We start from the raw sequence: 16279 nt of genomic DNA on the forward strand, positions 1-16279 counted from the left end.
CAAGAAGATCGAGACGCGGGTGGGAAACGCATTGTGCGCCGGGAGGCACGATGAATGCTCCGATCCTCGAGATGCGCGGGGTCTCCAAATCCTTCTTCGGCATCAAGGCGCTGCGTGCCGTCGATCTCACCGTCTATGCCGGCGAGATTCATGCCTTGATGGGTGAGAACGGCGCCGGCAAGTCGACGCTGATGAAAATCCTGTCCGGCGCCTACAAGCCTGATCCCGGCGGCGAGATCCGCATCGAAGGGCATCCGGTCCGGATTGAAGGTCCGCTCGGCGGCCGCGCGGCGGGCATCTCCATCATCTATCAGGAGCTGTCGCTCGCTCCCAATCTCAGCGTCGCCGAGAATATCTATCTCGGTCGCGAGATCTCGCGTTCAGGACTGCTGGCGCGCGGGGAGATGCGTGAGGGCGTCGGTCCCATTTTGAAGCGGCTTGGCGCAGACTTCCTGCCCTCGACGCTGGTCGCCCATTTGTCCATGGGCCAGCGGCAACTGGTCGAGATCGCCCGTGCCCTGCATGCGAGGTCAAAGATCCTGATCATGGACGAGCCGACCACCGCACTGTCGGCGGGCGAGAGCGCGCGGCTGTTCGCGCTGATCCGCCAGCTCAGGGCGGAAGGGCTCGCCATCATCTACATCTCGCACCGCATGGACGAGGTCTACGCGCTCGGCGACCGCGTGACCGTGCTGCGGGACGGCCGGCTGGTCGGCTCGCTCGACAAGCCCGAGATCCGTGCCGACACCATCGTGCGGCTGATGGTCGGGCGCGACGTCTCCTCGTTCTACAAGAAGGACCACGATCCCGACGCGGGGCGCGGGCACCCCGTGCTCGCAGCGATCGACATAGCCGATGGCCAGCGCGTCAAGGGCTGCTCGCTCACGGTGCATGCAGGTGAGGTGGTCGGGCTCGCCGGCCTGATCGGCGCCGGCCGCACCGAGCTTGCGCATCTCATCATCGGCGCGCTGCCAAAAACCTCCGGCCGGCTCGAGCTGGAAGGACAGCCGGTCGAGATCCGCACCCCCGGTGAGGCGCTCGAGGCCGGCATCGCCTATCTGACCGAGGACCGCAAAGCGCTCGGCCTGTTCCTGGATATGTCCTGTCTGGACAACATCAACCTCGCGGTGCTCGGCCGCGATGCCAAGCTCGGCTGGTTCCTGGACCGTGACAAGGCGCGCGAGCGCGCCGATCGGGCCTTCGCTGGCCTCAGCATCCGCGCCGCCAATGTCGGCGTCCCCGCCGGTGGCCTGTCCGGCGGCAATCAACAGAAGCTGCTGCTGTCGCGGCTTCTCGCCATCGCGCCGAAGGTGCTGATCCTCGACGAGCCGACGCGTGGCGTCGATGTCGGCGCCAAGTCCGAGATCTATTCGATCATCGACAATCTGGCCAAGGCCGGCACCGCGATCCTCGTCATCTCGTCCGACCTGCCCGAGATCATCGGCATTTGCGACCGCGTCGCCGTCATGCGGGCCGGGCACATCGCCGGCGAGGTGAGCCGCGGACCCAATTCGCCGCTGACACAAGAAGACATCATGGCGCTTGCCACGGGGATGGAGCATCTCGATGCCTGACAACGGTGCTGCGGAGGTCCAGTCCGCCCCGACGACGACCAATGGCGCTGCCGCCGAGACAAAGCGCCAGCGGGTGAGGGTGCTGATCAGCGCGCTCGGCATGCTGCCGGTGCTGTTGATCCTCTGCATCGGCTTTCATTTTCTGTCCGAGGGACGCTTCTTCACCGGACAGAATCTCGGCATCGTGTTGCAGCAGGCCGCAGTGAACACTGTGCTCGCCGCGGGCATGACCTTCGTCATCCTCACCGGCGGCATCGACCTTTCGGTCGGTTCGATCCTGGCGGCCTCCGCGATGGCCGGGTTGACGCTGTCCAAGCTGCCGGAGCTTGGCATGCTGTGGCTGCCGGCCTCGCTGCTCACGGGCCTTGGCTTCGGCATCGTCAACGGCGCGCTGATCGCGCTGCTCCGCCTGCCGCCTTTCATCGTCACGCTCGGCTCTCTTACCGCGGTGCGTGGCCTTGCGCGACTGCTCGGGGCCGACACCACCGTGTTCAATCCCTCGATCCCCTATGCCTTCATCGGCAACGGCTCGCTGACGCTCGTTCCCGGCGTCGCATCGATCCCGTGGCTCTCGGTGATCGCCTTGCTCGTCATTCTGGTCTCGTGGCTGGTGCTGCGCCGGACCGTGCTCGGCGTGCACATCTACGCGGTGGGCGGCAACGAGAGCGCGGCGCGGCTTGCGGGCATCAAGGTCTGGGCCGTGCTGATCTTCGCCTACGGTGTTTCCGGGCTTTTCGCCGGGCTCGGCGGCGCCATGCAGGCGGCAAGGCTCTATGCCGCCAATGGCCTGCAACTCGGCCAGTCCTACGAGCTCGACGCGATCACCGCCGTGATCCTCGGCGGCACCTCGTTCGTCGGCGGCATCGGCTCGATCTGGGGGACGCTGGTCGGCGCGCTGATCATCGCGGTGCTGTCGAACGGCCTCATCCTCGTCGGTGTCTCCGACATCTGGCAATATGTGATCAAGGGCCTCGTCATCATTGGCGCCGTGGCGCTGGATCGGTACCGGCTGCAAGGCTCCGCCAGAACATAAAGGCTCCGCCAGAACATAAAGGCTCCGCCAGAACATAAAGCTTCCGTTGCGGCAACTGGTCTGCCGCGCCGGGGACCAAGACAGACCAGGGAGGAAGTCCATGTTGAAGACGATCATGCTCGCCGGTGCCGCGACGGCGCTTGTTCTTAGCACCGTGCCGTCCTCGGCGAAGGAGCTCAAATCGATCGGCGTCTCGCTGGGGTCGATGGGCAACCCGTTCTTTGTCGCACTGGCGAAGGGCGCCGAGTTCGAGGCCAGGAAGACCAATCCGAACGTGAAGATCACGGCGGTCGGCTTCGAATACGATCTCGGCAAGCAGGTCACCCAGATCGACAATTTCATCGCCGCCGGCGTCGATCTGATCCTGCTCAACCCCGGCGATCCCAAGGCGATTGGACCTGCGATCAAGAAGGCGCAGGCCGCCGGCATCGTCGTCGTCGCGGTCGATACCGCAGCCGAAGGCGCCGATGCCACCGTGACCACGAACAACGTGCAGGCCGGCGAGATCTCCTGCCAGTACATCGTCGACAAGCTGGGCGGCAAGGGCGAGGTCATCATCGAGAACGGACCGCAGGTCTCCGCCGTGATCGACCGCGTCGTCGGCTGCAAGAACGTCTTCTCGAAGAATCCCGGCATCAAGGTGTTGTCCAACGACCAGGACGGCAAAGGCTCGCGCGAAGGCGGTCTCACCGTTGCTCAGGGCTATCTGACCCGCTTCCCCAAGATCGACGCCATCTTCGCCATCAACGATCCCCAGGCGATCGGCACCGACCTAGCGGCGCGCCAGCAGAACCGCACCGGCATCGTCATCACCGCGGTCGACGGTGCGCCCGATATCGAGGCCGCGCTGAAGGATCCGCAGTCGCCGCAGATTCAGGCTTCGGCTTCGCAGGATCCGTTCTTCATGGCGCGCCGCGCCGTGCAGGTCGGTGTCGGTATCCTCAATGGCCAGAAGCCGGCCTCGACCGTCGAGCTGCTGCCGTCCAAGCTCGTGACCAGGGACAACGTCGCCGAGTACAAGGGCTGGACCTCCGATCGTTCGCAGTAAGCCTCCCTTGCTGAGGCGGCAAACCACGAATTGCGGGCGGTGTGTTTGATTCACGCCGCCCGTGGCGTCATGGCCGCAGGCTCGCGCCAGGGCGTGTACTCATAAATCCGGCCGGCCCGCGCGTGGGCCGTGTCCGCTAGTTTTTCACACCGGGCATGGCTAATGCGCCCTAGTTAGGCCGCTGAGGGCCACTTCCAGACGTCGCCGATGGGTATATGGAATCATCGTCCACCCCGGAGAACAGCAAGTGGCCCGAATAGAAACCTTCGTATGGATCGCAGCGAGTTTCATAATCCTTTTGGCCGCCACTTCCCTACGGGCTTTAGCAACACCAGAAGCGTCTGCATGCGGGTACCTCGCTGGTCTAATCGATAAGGCACAGCCAGGGCCGTTGTTTTTGCGCAGCTATCCGACCGTGGAATCGGGGCCTCTCCATGGCGCCGCATACCTTTATGACAATGCGGTGGCCGCCATCGCGTTGGTCGGTTGCGGTGAGCGAGACAAAGCGTCTCGAATCGGCTCGGCAATTCTCTGGGCCCTCGACAACGACCGCACCTGGCATGATGGTCGCCTCAGGAACGCTTACGCGGCGGGCGTGGTGGTGAACGGCCCCGCCAAACTTCCGGGGTGGTGGGACAATACTCAAGACAAATGGTTGGAGGATCGATATCAGGTGGGCAGCGATGTTGGTAACGTGGCATTGGCCATGTTGGCGTTGCTGTCGATCGATGGCGCAAACACCGGCTCTCGGTTCCGCGATGGCGCAGCGCGGCTTGGCGCCTGGGTCGCGCAATGGGCCGATACGCGCGGTACTGGCGGCTTCACGGGTGGTACGTTTGGGCACGAACCGACGCCGGAAGTGCGGACGTGGAAATCGACTGAACATAATACTGACCTCGCCGCCGCGTTTGGCCTTCTTGCGATCCGTACAGGCGACTCGCGCTGGCGCGAAAAGGCAACGGTTGCCGAGTACTTCGTAAATACGATGTGGGATCCGGGGTGCGCCTGTTTTGCCGCGGGGACCGCTGAAGACGGAGTCACGCATAATCCGATTTTGGCCCTGGATGCCCAAATCTGGCCTTTAACGGCGCTTCACGGAGCGGCCGGGAAATTTGCAACGGCAATGACGACCGCTGAACAGCGGATGAGTGTCGACGGAGGCTTTTCTTACGGTGAAGACCGGGATGGTGTGTGGACCGAAGGGACGGGCCAAATGGCTCTCTTGATGAGATTGCTCGGCAAGACTGAGAGGGCGGAATCGTTGATCTCTGTCATCGAATCCCATAGGTCGCCCGATGGTGGGTTCTATGCCACGAGTGTCCGCGCGTTACCGACGGGGTTCGTGTTGGACACCGACCCGACCAAGCCGCGAAACTATTTCCGATTGTCACATCTTGGCGCAGCTTCGTGGGCAGCCCTCGCGGAACGTGGGTTCAATCCCTTTACGATGACAAAAGGACTCCCCTAGCCGAGCCGCAGTGCTTCTCGTCTCAGCCGTTTCGGTCTGGCTTGATTTCGATATGTACGCAACGGCTCACAAGCCGCCGATCCCCCTCGAGTGGCGGACTTCCGCTTTGCGTTGGAAGCGAACGTTCATGAGTACACGCCGTAAATCTAATCCGCGTCAGCGCGCGGCGGAAGGATTGGTTCGCGCGGGCAACACACTCGACGGAGACTTGCTGGCAAAAGCGTTCGTCTTGGGCTGGACGTGCGATCCGTCGATCACCTCGAGCCGGCCGCAACGGTTCAGGGTGTGGAGCTTCCTGCCGGGCCATGCCGGTCCGGGCTTCAGCGAATGGCGCACGACCTGCCTGAAGGCGGTCGGCGACAACTCGACCACTTCCGCCAGCGCGAGTGCCGCGCCGTAGCCGTCGGTGCAGTTCTGCACCGGGCGCCACAATGTGCCGTTGATCGTGACGAAATTCCCCGCCGGCCGCGTGCTCGCGCGGTCGATCAGCACCGGATTGCTGGCGTGCGGCAGCCAGGGCCCCAGGAGGTGATCGGCATGATAGATCGCCAGCGAATCCGAGTAGCCGCCGGCTCCGTCGCGCCAGGCGCCGAACAGGTAATGCAGGCCGTTATGCCGCGTGATCGTGACGTCGGCCAGCTCGAGGCCTGACAGCAGCGTCGCGTGCCGCTCCCATTTGTCCGGGAACCGGACGCATTTGTAGAGGGCGACGTCCCCGTTGGTCGAGCTCTCCGGGATCATCCACAATGCGCCACCGTCTTCGATCAGAAACGGATAGGAGAGATGCCAGGGCTCCTCCAGCACCGGCACGGCTTCTCCCACCGGGCCGGCGTCGTTGAACTCGATCGCCGAGATGATGCCTTTTCCGACGCGGTGGTCGAGATCTTCGAAGAAGACGAATGTTCGCCCCTGCCAATTGATCGGAAACGGGTCCGCGTAGAAGCGATGCCCTGGATCGGGAAGGACGTTCCAGCCCGGTCCGGACAGATCGCCGGTCTGCCAGACCCCTGCGCCGTCGTTGAAGCGCCAGCCGACATGCCAATGCGGGGCATAGCAGCAGAGGCGATAGATCTCCTTGGCAATTGAGACGGCAAGGCCACGTATGACGTAGCCAGCGGGGCCACGGCCCGAACCATGTCCGGCGCGGCGCGCCAGCTCCGGCACAATCCGCGGCCTTCCCGACAGGATCGCCGCCACCATGGTCAGGGTTCGCGCCATGACGGTTTCGAGAGCGCCGCTGAGCCCTGCGGCAATTTCACCGGATGGATGGCCGCGATCGAGGACTGAGCCGTCGATCTCGTTGACGATGTCGATCACCGGCAGGTCGCCGGCCAGAATGGCGGCGAGCGCGGCGTTTTCGCCGGCAACGCCATTGAACAGCGGACGGAGATACAGCCGGGCGGAGCAGTTCGGATTGCGCGCGCCGCCTGTGAAATCGACGACCACGTCGGCGCTCCCGGCATGAGCCTGCGTCCGCGCCGGAATGGCGTCGAGCCTGTTGGCGCCGCTGGGCTTGCCCTTGTGCAACACCACACGTTCGAGCTCGAACAGGGCGTCGAGACCTGCGGGCCGCGGCTCGGCCGTCGCCGCCCAGGCGATTTGAACCGGAACATCCCGGCCGTCGACCGACAGCGTCGCGCGGCCCATCCATCGCCGCGCGTATTCACGTTCACAGCGAAACTCGATGATCATGTCGAGCCCATCACTTCCAATCGTCCGGTCAAATGACCTGGTCGAGAATTCGAACGTATTCCTCCACCATGGCATCTACCGAATAGCGCAACCTCAGGCCTTTGGCGTTTTGTCGCAGCTCGTCGCTCAAATGCTGGTCCGTCAGCAGCGTCGAGACGGCTGCCGAGAGCTTCGCATGATCGGAGGCATCGACGAAGAGCGCGGTCGGTCTGCCTTCGTAGGATAGCACTTCGCGCAGGACGGGAAGATCGGTCACGACGGAGGGAACACCGGCATTCGCGGCCTCGACCGCAGCCAGGCCGAAAGTCTCGGCCTGCGTCGGGAACACGAACACGTCCAGGCAGGCGAGAAACTCCGCCATCCGGCTCGGGGGAATTTCTCCGAGCAGATGCAGCCTGTCCGACACCTTCAATTCGTCAGCCAGCCGCCTCAGCCGCGTCTGGTCGGCGCCCTGGCCGGCGAGCGCGAGATGCCAGGACGGTTGATCCGGCAGCAGACGTATCGCCATGTCGAGCCGCTTGTGCGGATGCAGCCGCGCTGCGCAGCCGAGCAGGACGCGATCGGTCGGCAGATCGAATTTCTGCCGGGCCGCGTCCTTCGACAGCGTGAGCGCCTTGTCGTCGAAGCCGTGCGGCACATGCACCATGCGCGAACGGTAGGCCGCGGGGTAGCGCGAATATTCGCGCTCCATGTCCTTCGAATTGAGCGTGATGCGGTCGAAGAAGCCGAGGCTGCCCATGACGATGTCGGCGGTGCGGACCGGTCGGCTCATCGCCAGCGCGGATGAAACCTGATTGGCGACGACAGGTGCTCGGCTGACGAGGCGCGCGATGCCGGCGCCGATGACGTTGCCGAAATGCTGGAACGTCAGAACGGCGTCGGGCCTGACCGTCCTGATATGACGGGCGAGCGTCCACAGCATCCGCAGCAGCGCCAATGGATTGCCCGGCCGGCTCGGCGCGCAATAGAGCGTATCGGGCGGCTCATCGAAGGACTCCGATTTGCGGAAGAAGAAGAGATTGGTGACGCGGTAGCCGCGCGCGGTCAGCCCGGCGCCGAGCAGCCTGGAGATCTCCTGCGCGCCGGCGTTCTCGGCCTGGGTTTGCGCGAGAAGCACGTGCAGCTTTCGTCCGCTGCCGTTCGACTGCGCGGGTGCTGCCGCGGTCGTCTCGCCCAATTCCTTGTTTGGCTGATAGTGCAGCACGGATCCCGACCCGCTAGAGAAACGAAATCTTCACCTTCTTAACTCCGTACCTATCATGCGGGCACCGCGTGGACACCGACTAGAAACAAACGGAGTTAATGCAAGGCCCTGCCATCGCCATCGTTGGCGCAGCCATTTCACGGGTTCCCGAACACTGCGCAGCAAGCCTATTAACCAATCGATCTTGCACGCCGCCGGCGCGTGAACCCGACCTACTCACCGGAGTCGGCGCCGCGGACCGCATAACTGCCGCGCTTGAATGCGCTGAAGCGCAGAAGCACGAGAATTGAAGGATCCACTCCCGTCCGGCGGCGACAGAGCACGTTCAGGGCAATGGTCGCGAGCGCCAGCGAAACCGTGGCGGAAATCGCAGCACCAAGCACGCCGAGCCAGGGGATGAGAACGAGAAATCCCGCAAGGCGTAGCGCGACGTTGGCCGCAACGACGGGAACGTAGATTCGTTCATGGCCGGTCAGCTGCAGGATCGCAGCCGACGGGCCGCCTGCAGCCTGGATGGCCGTTCCGATGGCAAGGACGATCAGGACCGAATGCTGTTCGGTGAAATGAGGTCCGAACAGGTTGAGGAGATAGGGGCCGCCGATCCAGATCGCGGCGAGCCCGGCGGCCACGCAAAGCGCGGTCACTTCCGCCATCAACCGCAAGGTTCGCTCGAACTCCCGATGATTCTTGCTGAAATACAGCGAGGGAAGCCGACGCGCGCCGAATGTGTACAGCGCCGCGGACACCATGGCGAAGATGTTGGCGAGGCGCGAGGCGGCGAAGTAGATACCGGCCGTCGCCGGATCCAGCATCCAGTAGACCAGGATGACGTCGAAATACTGGTTTGCGACCTCGAGGATGGACGCGAGCCAGAAGTGCAGGGCGCTCGATCGCCAGCGGGATGTCTCGGAGCCCGCCGCCGTGCCGCGCAAATTCGGCAGAACGTGCGCAATCGAAATGATCTGCGCAGCCAGCCCGACCGACATGGCAATCGTCATCACCGCGATCAGCTCGGCGGGATCGAGCTGCCGATGACCGACCAGCATGACGAGCAGGAACAGGACGACGATGACCCGCCAGAAGAACTCGCGATTACCTTCGCCCATGAGAATGCTGACCAGCGAGCGTGCGATCTGACTGCCAAGCATCACGCCGGCGTTCACGGCCGTGTACGCGGACACTGCGAGGATCAGCACCCACCAGTCGCCTCTCATGTTGGCCGCGATGGCAATCCCCGCGATCACGATCAGCATGGCGATCGAGGTGATCTTGAAGCTGGACAGCAGGACGCCTTTGGTGAGATCCGGCCTGTCGCCGACCTGATACTCGTTCAGGAAGCGCACCAGCAAGGATTCCTGGCCGACCAGTCCCACGACGGCGGCGATCTGGGCAACCGAAAGCCAGGTCGCAAAGATGCCGAAGCCATCTGGCGACATCGTTCGTGCCGCCAGCGAGAACAACGCAAACGCGAGCGCGCCGCTGCCAACCTTGAGGAGGATGGTCCCGACGACACCGCGCGTGACGTCACGCCGCAGAAGCTGGAGGATGGATTCGATCATGGAAGTTTAGGGAGCTGCTTTCTCCTGAAGACGGCGCCGGCGGCAAGCTAGCATGCCGAAAAAACACGAGTGTTAATGGGCGACATGCAGGATCCTGCCGTCGGCGACGATATCGCGGTGACGTCGGTTGCTTCACTGTGGAACATCGTCGTTCCCGTTGTCCCAAATCAAGCAAGGCCGGCTCGGACCGTCTGACGGCGTATCGCCGCAACGATGGCCGAGAAGGCCGAGATCAGCGGTCGGATGGCGAATGGCTCGCGGGATCGGCCGCCAGGTTCGCAGAAACCGCAATTGACGGGGAATTCCCAGCAAGAGGTGTGCCGGATTGTTGTCAGGATAAGCGGCCCTCCCGCCCGTTAACCTCGATATAGAGAAATGATCGCGTTTGGCCGCGTGATGCGACATCAGGCCGGAGAATTGCACGTGCGACTTTGGTTGACCGTGGGAGCCCAGATCATGACGGCGGACAAAACCGTGAACGAGCCGATCGCTGCGGACATCGCGATCGTCGGCGGCGGCCTTGCGGGATCACTCGCGGCGGCCGTGCTGGCGCGGGCAGGGCACCGCATCGTCCTGATCGACAAGCGGGCGGTGTATCCGGACGAATTCCGGGTCGAAAAGATCGGCGGCCATCAATTGGCGATGCTGCGCAAGCTGGGCTTTCTCGATGCGCTCGAGAGTGTCGCCAGTCGATATGATCAGGTGCTCAATATCCGGGAAGGCAAGGTGGTCGACGTCAATGTCGGTCGGGCCTACGGGTTTCCCTATGCCGATCTCGTGGCGATGGCGCGCAGCCAGATGCCTGATCCGTCCAGCCTGATCGTCGACGAGGTCGCCGCGATCAACTGCGGCGACGACGTCCAGCATCTCGAACTGGCCTCCGGACGGCGCGTGACCGCGCGCCTCGTCGTTCTCGCCACGGGCATGGCGGGAGCGCTCGGCTACAAGCTCGGCATCAAGCGGCGCGTGCTGGCCGAGCGCCACTCGGTCTCGTTCGGCTTCACGATTGCCCGCCAGGACGGCCGCCCGTTCGATTTCGAGGCGCTGACCTGCTATGGCGAGCGCACGGCGGATGGCATCGACTATCTCAGCCTGTTTCCCGTCCGCGCCGGGATGCGGGCCAATCTCTTCATGTTCCGCGACCCGACCGACCCGATCATGCGCGAGCTGCGTCGCGAGCCGGAGGCGACCGTTTTGCGCCTGCTGCCGGGCTTGCGGCCCTATCTCGGCGATTTCCGCGTCATCGACCGGGTCCAGAACTGGGTGATGGACCTGACCGTCGTCGAAGGACATCTGCAGCCCGGAATCGTGCTCATCGGCGATGCGTTCCAGACCAATTGCCCCGCCGCCGGCACCGGTGTCGCGCGCCTCTTGGTGGACGTCGATCGTCTCTGCACCGACTATGCGCCGCGATGGCTCGCGACATCAGGCATGGGCCAGGAGAAGATCGCGCAATTCTATTCCGATCGCGACAAGATCGCGGCGGATCAGCAGTCCCTGAAAATGGCGCGCTTCCGCCAGGCGCTGACGTCCCGCGACGATATCGGCTGGGACGTCCGGCGCCGCTTGCACTTCCTGCGGCGCAGCCTGGCGCACCGTGTCGATCAGATGCATCCGGGCTGGATTGGACGCGTTCGCGGCGCGCTGCGCGCTTGAGGCTTGGGTTCTTTCGCCTGCCGCCGGTCAGCGCGTCGGCGTCGGCGTGCGGGCGGGCAGGAGCCGCAAATCCGATAGCCGCTTGGCTGCGAGCTTGAGCCAGGGCGCCTGGTTCAGCGCGAACAGGGCGACGGCGCCCATTGCGCTGCCGGCCTGCGTGACCGCCCACATCGGCGACGGCTGTCCGCCGAACAATTTCTTGTAGGGCTCGTCTCCAATGGTGAAATCGAGCATCTGATCGCCGCGCTCGATACAATCGCGTGCCACCTGCTCGAACATCAGCGCGCCCAGGGACTGGCTCTTGTATCCGGCGATGTCGAAGGCGCTCATGATGATGAGGAAGCTGTCGCGATGGCATAGTCCGAGCACGGCCGCAATCACTTCGCCGTCCATCTTCATGGCGTAGAGGCGCACGAAGCCGCCGAGACCACGCAGGGCCACGTCGGAGTAGAAGCCGAAATATTCGGGACGCTGCAGCAGGTCGCCGTCGCCCTGCGCCTGAAAGCGCGGGCCGCGAAACTTCTTCATCACCTCCAGTGCCTCGAGCACGGAAGCGTTGTCGTCGCAGCAAGCAAAGCTCAGCGCGCCCTTCTTCTGGAGCTGGCGAGATTTCTTTGCGAGCTCCTTCTGATAGGAGCGGTCGATCGCGCTGGCACGCCATTGCTCGAACGGCGCGACGAGAACCGTCGCGTAGGCATTGGTCTCCATCGAGACGCGGCGGGAGGCCCCGAGGAGATTTTCGATCGGAAGCCGCCCGTCGGGCAGCTTGGTCATGCGAAGCAGATCGAACGGACGAACGAGGCGCCTGATCTCCGCGCATGCATCGGCGTCGTCGAGCAGCCGCGCAAACACGTCCGGGCTGCAGACCGGGGCCAGATAGTCGGAGACACGCAGGTCGGCGAACTCGACGGTTCGGATCGGACCGCGTCGTAGCCGGAGCAGGGGCAGCACCATCGCAAGCGTTCCCGTCGTGCGGTCACGGACGACGACGACCAGAGGTGTTGCTCCGGCATTCGCAGCAAGCCGGGCATAAAGGCTGTGCAGCCAGATTGGATGCTGGAACGCGGTCGCCGCCGAGCGATCGAACAGCTCGGCGTAGTCCTCGGACAAAAAGTCGAACGACTGCTCGATGACAATGTCGAAATCGTTGCTGGGCTTGTTCATGTGCAATCAGGGAAACCGGACAATTCGCGACGATCGATCGAGCCGTAGCTGGGCTTTATAGCAGGCTCGTTACGGGCTAGACACCAGCGGCCTGGGATTTGCATTAATGTGTTCAACCGCGTTCGTATCGTTACCAAACCCTTAATCCACCGATCGCGATCTCCTCGATCATGCAAGATGGTCCCGTACGGTCCAGAACACGTCGACGATGTCCCTCTCACGACGAGAATTGCTCAATACGGCGACACAGATCGCGACGCTGGCCGCCTGGCCCGGCGCCGCAGCCGCTGACGATTACCCCTCGCGGCCCATCAGGCTGGTCATTCCCTATACGGCCGGCGCCGCGGGCGATCAGATCGGCCGTCCCTGGGCCGACAGGATTGCTCCGCTGCTGGGGCCGGTCTATGTCGAGAATATCGGCGGCGCCGGCGGCGCGATCGGATCAGCCGCGGTGGCGCAGAGCGCGCCGGACGGCTATTCGCTGCTGCTCGGCAACGGCAGCACGCAAGTGATGATTCCGTTGTCCTCGGCGCAGCCGGCCTATGACGGGATTCGTGATTTCCGTGCCATCTACCGCCTGATCACCAGCACGCTCGCATTCTCGGTTCATCCTGCCTTGCCGGTCAAGGATCTGCGGGAGCTGATCATCTTTGCCAGGGCCAATCCGGGCAAGCTGTCCTATGGCACTCCGGGCGTCGGCACCGGCAATCACCTCGTCGGGGAGATGTTGAGGATGCAGTCCGGCCTCGCAGCGGATTTCATCCACGTCCCCTATCGCGGCATGGGGCCTGCGACCAACGACCTGGTGAGCGGCCAGATATCTTCGGTGATCGCGGTGGTCTCCAGCCAGATCCTGCAATTGCACTTTGCTGGCAAGCTGCGGCTGATCGCCGTGACGAGCGATCGGCGGTTGAACGGCGCGCCTGATATTCCGACGGTGATCGAGCAGGGCATGCCGGACCTCAGATATGCCGGCTGGTTTGGCTTGTTCGCTCCAAAAGCAACGCCGGATACGATCGTGGAGCGGATCGCTGCGGCGACGCGCACGGCGATGGCCGATCCAAAATTGCAGGAAAGCTATCGCTCACAGGGGCTGGAGCCGGACGTCGATTCAGGTCCCGACAGGTTTCAGCGCCTGGTCGAAGACGAGCTGGCTCGCCTTGCTCCCATCGTCAAGGCGATCGGGCTGAAGCGCGACTGAGATCACGCTCCAAAACTTAGCGCGGCATTTGCAAGTGACGTGCTGTCGCAGATCCAAGCGCGCTGCGTCATTCTGCGCGACTGAGAAGCGTCCTTTGGAATCGTTCCAGATGCGCTGTCCACTGCAGTCATTGATGATCGAGACATTCTAAGTCGTCGCGCACGCATTTTCGTTGCCGTCATCACGGCGCCTTTCTAGAGAGGGCTATCGATGAGGGGCTTTCTGGAATGCGGCGTGCGGGTGGAGTTGAGACGGTAGCGCGCTTCGGCGTGGCGCTGCTGGGTGGAGTAGCGTTGCTCACGTGGTTTGAATTGCCTGCTCGATCCCAGACATCGCAAGGCGGCAGCTCCTCCCTTCCACCGGTAACTGTCGAAGCCCCGGTCAAACAATCGGCCCGCCGCGCGCCGACCAGGCGAAACAACGCTCCGGTCCGATCGACGTCGCGGCGCGCTCCGCAAGCCCCAACGGTCGCAGTGCCATCGCAGCCCGGTGTCGTTCCCGCCTTCGCCGGCGGTCAGGTCGCGCAAGGCGCGCGGCTGGGACTGCTCGGAAACACCGGCACCATGAAGTCGCCATTCAGCGTGACGAGCTACACCGACAAGTTCATTCGGGATCAGCAGGCGGCGACGGGTGCGGATGCCCTCATCCTCGATCCGTCCGTGCGAAGCTCTCATCCCACGGGCGGCGTGGTGGACTCCTTCAACATTCGCGGGTTTCCGGTCAACGAAGGCAACAACGGTGAGTTCGCCTTCGAGGGTCTTTACGGAATTGCGCCGACCTATCGCATCTTCACGGACTACGTCGAGCGCATCGAGGTGCTGAAAGGTCCTTCCGCTGCGCTCTCCGGCATGGCGCCCAATGGCGGGGTTGGCGGCGTCATCAATGTCGTGCCCAAGCGCGCGGACGAGGACTTGACCCGCTTGACCGCAAGCTACGGCTCGACGGCCCGCTTCGGCGGGCACTGGGATGTTGCGCGTCGTTATGGCGACGGCAAGGAGTGGGGCATACGCGCCAGCGGGAGCCTCCGCGACGGTGATACGCCCATCAACCGCCAATCCGAGACGACAGGTGTCGGATCACTCGCCCTCGACTATCGAGGGGAACGGTTCAGGTCCTGGCTCTATCTGATCGCGCAGACCGACCGGTTCGATGCGCCGTCGCGGCCCTTTCTGATTCCTTCCGGCCTGCAGGTGCCGAAGGCGCCGGATGGCCGGTTGAACGTGACCCAGCCCTGGGAATGGTCGCGCATCAACGATCAATCGGCCCTGCTGCGGACCGAGTACGACGTCAGCGACCAGGTCACGCTGTTTGCGGATGTCGGCGGCTCCAGGACGAATGTCGAGCGGTTCTTCGGTCTTCCAACCATTGTCAGCGGGAGCGGCAATACGACCTCGACGCCTCAGTACTTCGGCCTGAGTATCGATCGAACCACCTATGATGGCGGCCTTCGCGCCCGCTTTGATACCGGCTTCGTCCATCATGCTCTCGCATTCCAGGCCTCGGTCTATCATGATGCGCTGTACCGGCGGCTGACCAATGGCACTCTGGTCTCGTCGAACATCTACAATCCCACCGTCGCGCCAACCCAGTTCGCCAATGAGATCAGCGACCGGCCCCGGCTCTCTGACAGCCAGCTCACGGGGCTTTCGATTGCCGACACCATGTCCGTGCTCGACGAGCGCATCCTGTTGACCCTGGGTGTCCGGCGCCAGGGCATCGAGACGAACAACTATGCCTCCAATGTCGGCACGCTGGCGTCGTCCTATGACAGGAGCGCCGTTACGCCGGTGGTCGGCCTCGTCGTCAAGCCCGTGGAGAATGTCTCCCTGTACGCGAACTATGTCGAAGGCCTCGCGCGTGGCGACGTGGCGCCGCAGACCGCGTCCAATTTCGGCGAGGTGCTGCAGCCCTACGTCGCCAAGCAGTACGAAGCCGGCATCAAGGTGGATTTCGGCCGGATCGCAGCAACCTTCAGCGCCTTCGAGATTTCGAAGGCGAGCGGCGAGCTGTCCGCCGGTCGCTTCGCGGCGACCGCCGAACAGCGAGTCCGTGGGCTCGAGTTCAACGTCTACGGCGAGCTCATGCAGGGCGTCCGCGTCCTCGGAGGCATCTCGTTGCTGGACGGTACCCTGACGAAGACCGCGGTCGCGACGAATGTCGGCAACACGCCGATCGGTGTTCCGAACGTCCAGGCCAATATCGGCGCGGAATGGGATCTGCCGTGGATGCGAGACCTCACGTTGAACGGAGCCGTCATCTACACGGGCAGGCAGTTCGTCGACTCCGCGAACAAGCAGCCGATTCCGGAGTGGACGCGGCTCGATCTCGGCGCCCGCTACACAACGGCGATCAACGGCAGGAAGACGGTGTTCCGCGCCAACATCCAGAACGTGACCGGTGAGAGCTACTGGTCGAGCGTGGCCTCGTTCGGTACGTTCTTTCTGGGAGCGCCGCGCACCTATCTGCTGTCGATGACCGTGGACATGTGATCGTCGCGCACGCGCTTGCGTCAAACGCAGGCCAGCATTCCGTTCCGGCGCCGTGACGCGCCGGACTGAAAAAGCCTCCATGGAATCAACGGGGTGACTTCCGCCGCTGCCTGCTTTTCGGCCCGCCTGCCGAAAAATGGCGCGGCCCTTGCTCTTGCCAGTATGAGGGGTCTTGATAAACCTCATACTGC

The 16279-nt window shown here is 63.6% G+C and carries 11 protein-coding genes; 7 read left to right on the forward strand and 4 right to left on the reverse strand.

Going from position 1 to position 16279, the window contains the following annotated elements:
- The first annotated feature begins 50 nt into the window (after positions 1-50).
- The 4 genes from XH83_RS12835 (at position 51) to XH83_RS12850 (ending at position 5123) form a co-directional block, all read left to right on the forward strand.
- Entirely contained in the window at positions 51-1574 is a 1524-nt protein-coding gene (locus XH83_RS12835; protein ID WP_194407343.1) for a sugar ABC transporter ATP-binding protein, read from the forward strand.
- Positions 1567-2607: a ribose ABC transporter permease gene (locus XH83_RS12840; RefSeq protein WP_194407344.1), complete on the forward strand. Its 1041-nt coding sequence runs from the start codon at positions 1567-1569 to the stop codon at positions 2605-2607. The genes XH83_RS12835 and XH83_RS12840 overlap by 8 nt, the downstream gene beginning before the upstream one ends.
- A 100-nt stretch (positions 2608-2707) precedes the next feature.
- A complete protein-coding gene (locus tag XH83_RS12845) occupies positions 2708-3655 on the forward strand; it encodes an ABC transporter substrate-binding protein (RefSeq protein ID WP_194407345.1) in 948 nt (315 codons plus the stop codon).
- Between the two features lie 463 nt (positions 3656-4118).
- The gene (locus XH83_RS12850; protein ID WP_246776456.1) at positions 4119-5123 is read left to right on the forward strand and encodes a hypothetical protein; all 1005 of its coding nucleotides are present in this window, start codon (positions 4119-4121) and stop codon (positions 5121-5123) included.
- Positions 5124-5279: 156 nt separating this feature from the next.
- On the opposite strand, the gene XH83_RS12855 is transcribed toward XH83_RS12850, so the two are convergent.
- From XH83_RS12855 to XH83_RS12865, 3 genes are all read right to left on the reverse strand, one after another.
- Positions 5280-6815 (reverse strand): hypothetical protein, encoded by a 1536-nt coding sequence (locus tag XH83_RS12855; RefSeq protein ID WP_194407346.1) that lies wholly within the window; start codon positions 6813-6815, stop codon positions 5280-5282.
- 28 nt (positions 6816-6843) lie between these two features.
- Positions 6844-8019: a glycosyltransferase family 4 protein gene (locus XH83_RS12860; protein ID WP_194407347.1), complete on the reverse strand. Its 1176-nt coding sequence runs from the start codon at positions 8017-8019 to the stop codon at positions 6844-6846.
- Positions 8020-8231: 212 nt separating this feature from the next.
- Positions 8232-9578, reverse strand: coding sequence for a lipopolysaccharide biosynthesis protein (locus XH83_RS12865; protein WP_194407348.1), 1347 nt, complete (start codon positions 9576-9578; stop codon positions 8232-8234).
- Between the two features lie 456 nt (positions 9579-10034).
- Between XH83_RS12865 and XH83_RS12870 the strand changes: the two genes are divergently transcribed.
- Positions 10035-11234, forward strand: a complete 1200-nt coding sequence (locus tag XH83_RS12870) for an NAD(P)/FAD-dependent oxidoreductase (protein ID WP_194407349.1) — start codon at positions 10035-10037, stop codon at positions 11232-11234.
- Between the two features lie 27 nt (positions 11235-11261).
- Here XH83_RS12870 and XH83_RS12875 read toward each other — a convergent pair whose 3' ends face one another.
- Entirely contained in the window at positions 11262-12398 is a 1137-nt protein-coding gene (locus tag XH83_RS12875; protein WP_194407350.1) for a GNAT family N-acetyltransferase, read from the reverse strand.
- 208 nt (positions 12399-12606) lie between these two features.
- On the opposite strand from XH83_RS12875, the gene XH83_RS12880 reads away from it, so the two are divergent.
- Together XH83_RS12880 and XH83_RS12885 are read left to right on the forward strand one after the other, a co-directional pair.
- Entirely contained in the window at positions 12607-13599 is a 993-nt protein-coding gene (locus XH83_RS12880; RefSeq protein WP_194407351.1) for a tripartite tricarboxylate transporter substrate binding protein, read from the forward strand.
- Between the two features lie 227 nt (positions 13600-13826).
- Positions 13827-16088 (forward strand): TonB-dependent siderophore receptor, encoded by a 2262-nt coding sequence (locus XH83_RS12885; protein WP_194407352.1) that lies wholly within the window; start codon positions 13827-13829, stop codon positions 16086-16088.
- Positions 16089-16279: the final 191 nt, after the last annotated feature.

Source organism: Bradyrhizobium sp. CCBAU 53351 (assembly GCF_015291745.1).
Taxonomy (GTDB): domain Bacteria; phylum Pseudomonadota; class Alphaproteobacteria; order Rhizobiales; family Xanthobacteraceae; genus Bradyrhizobium.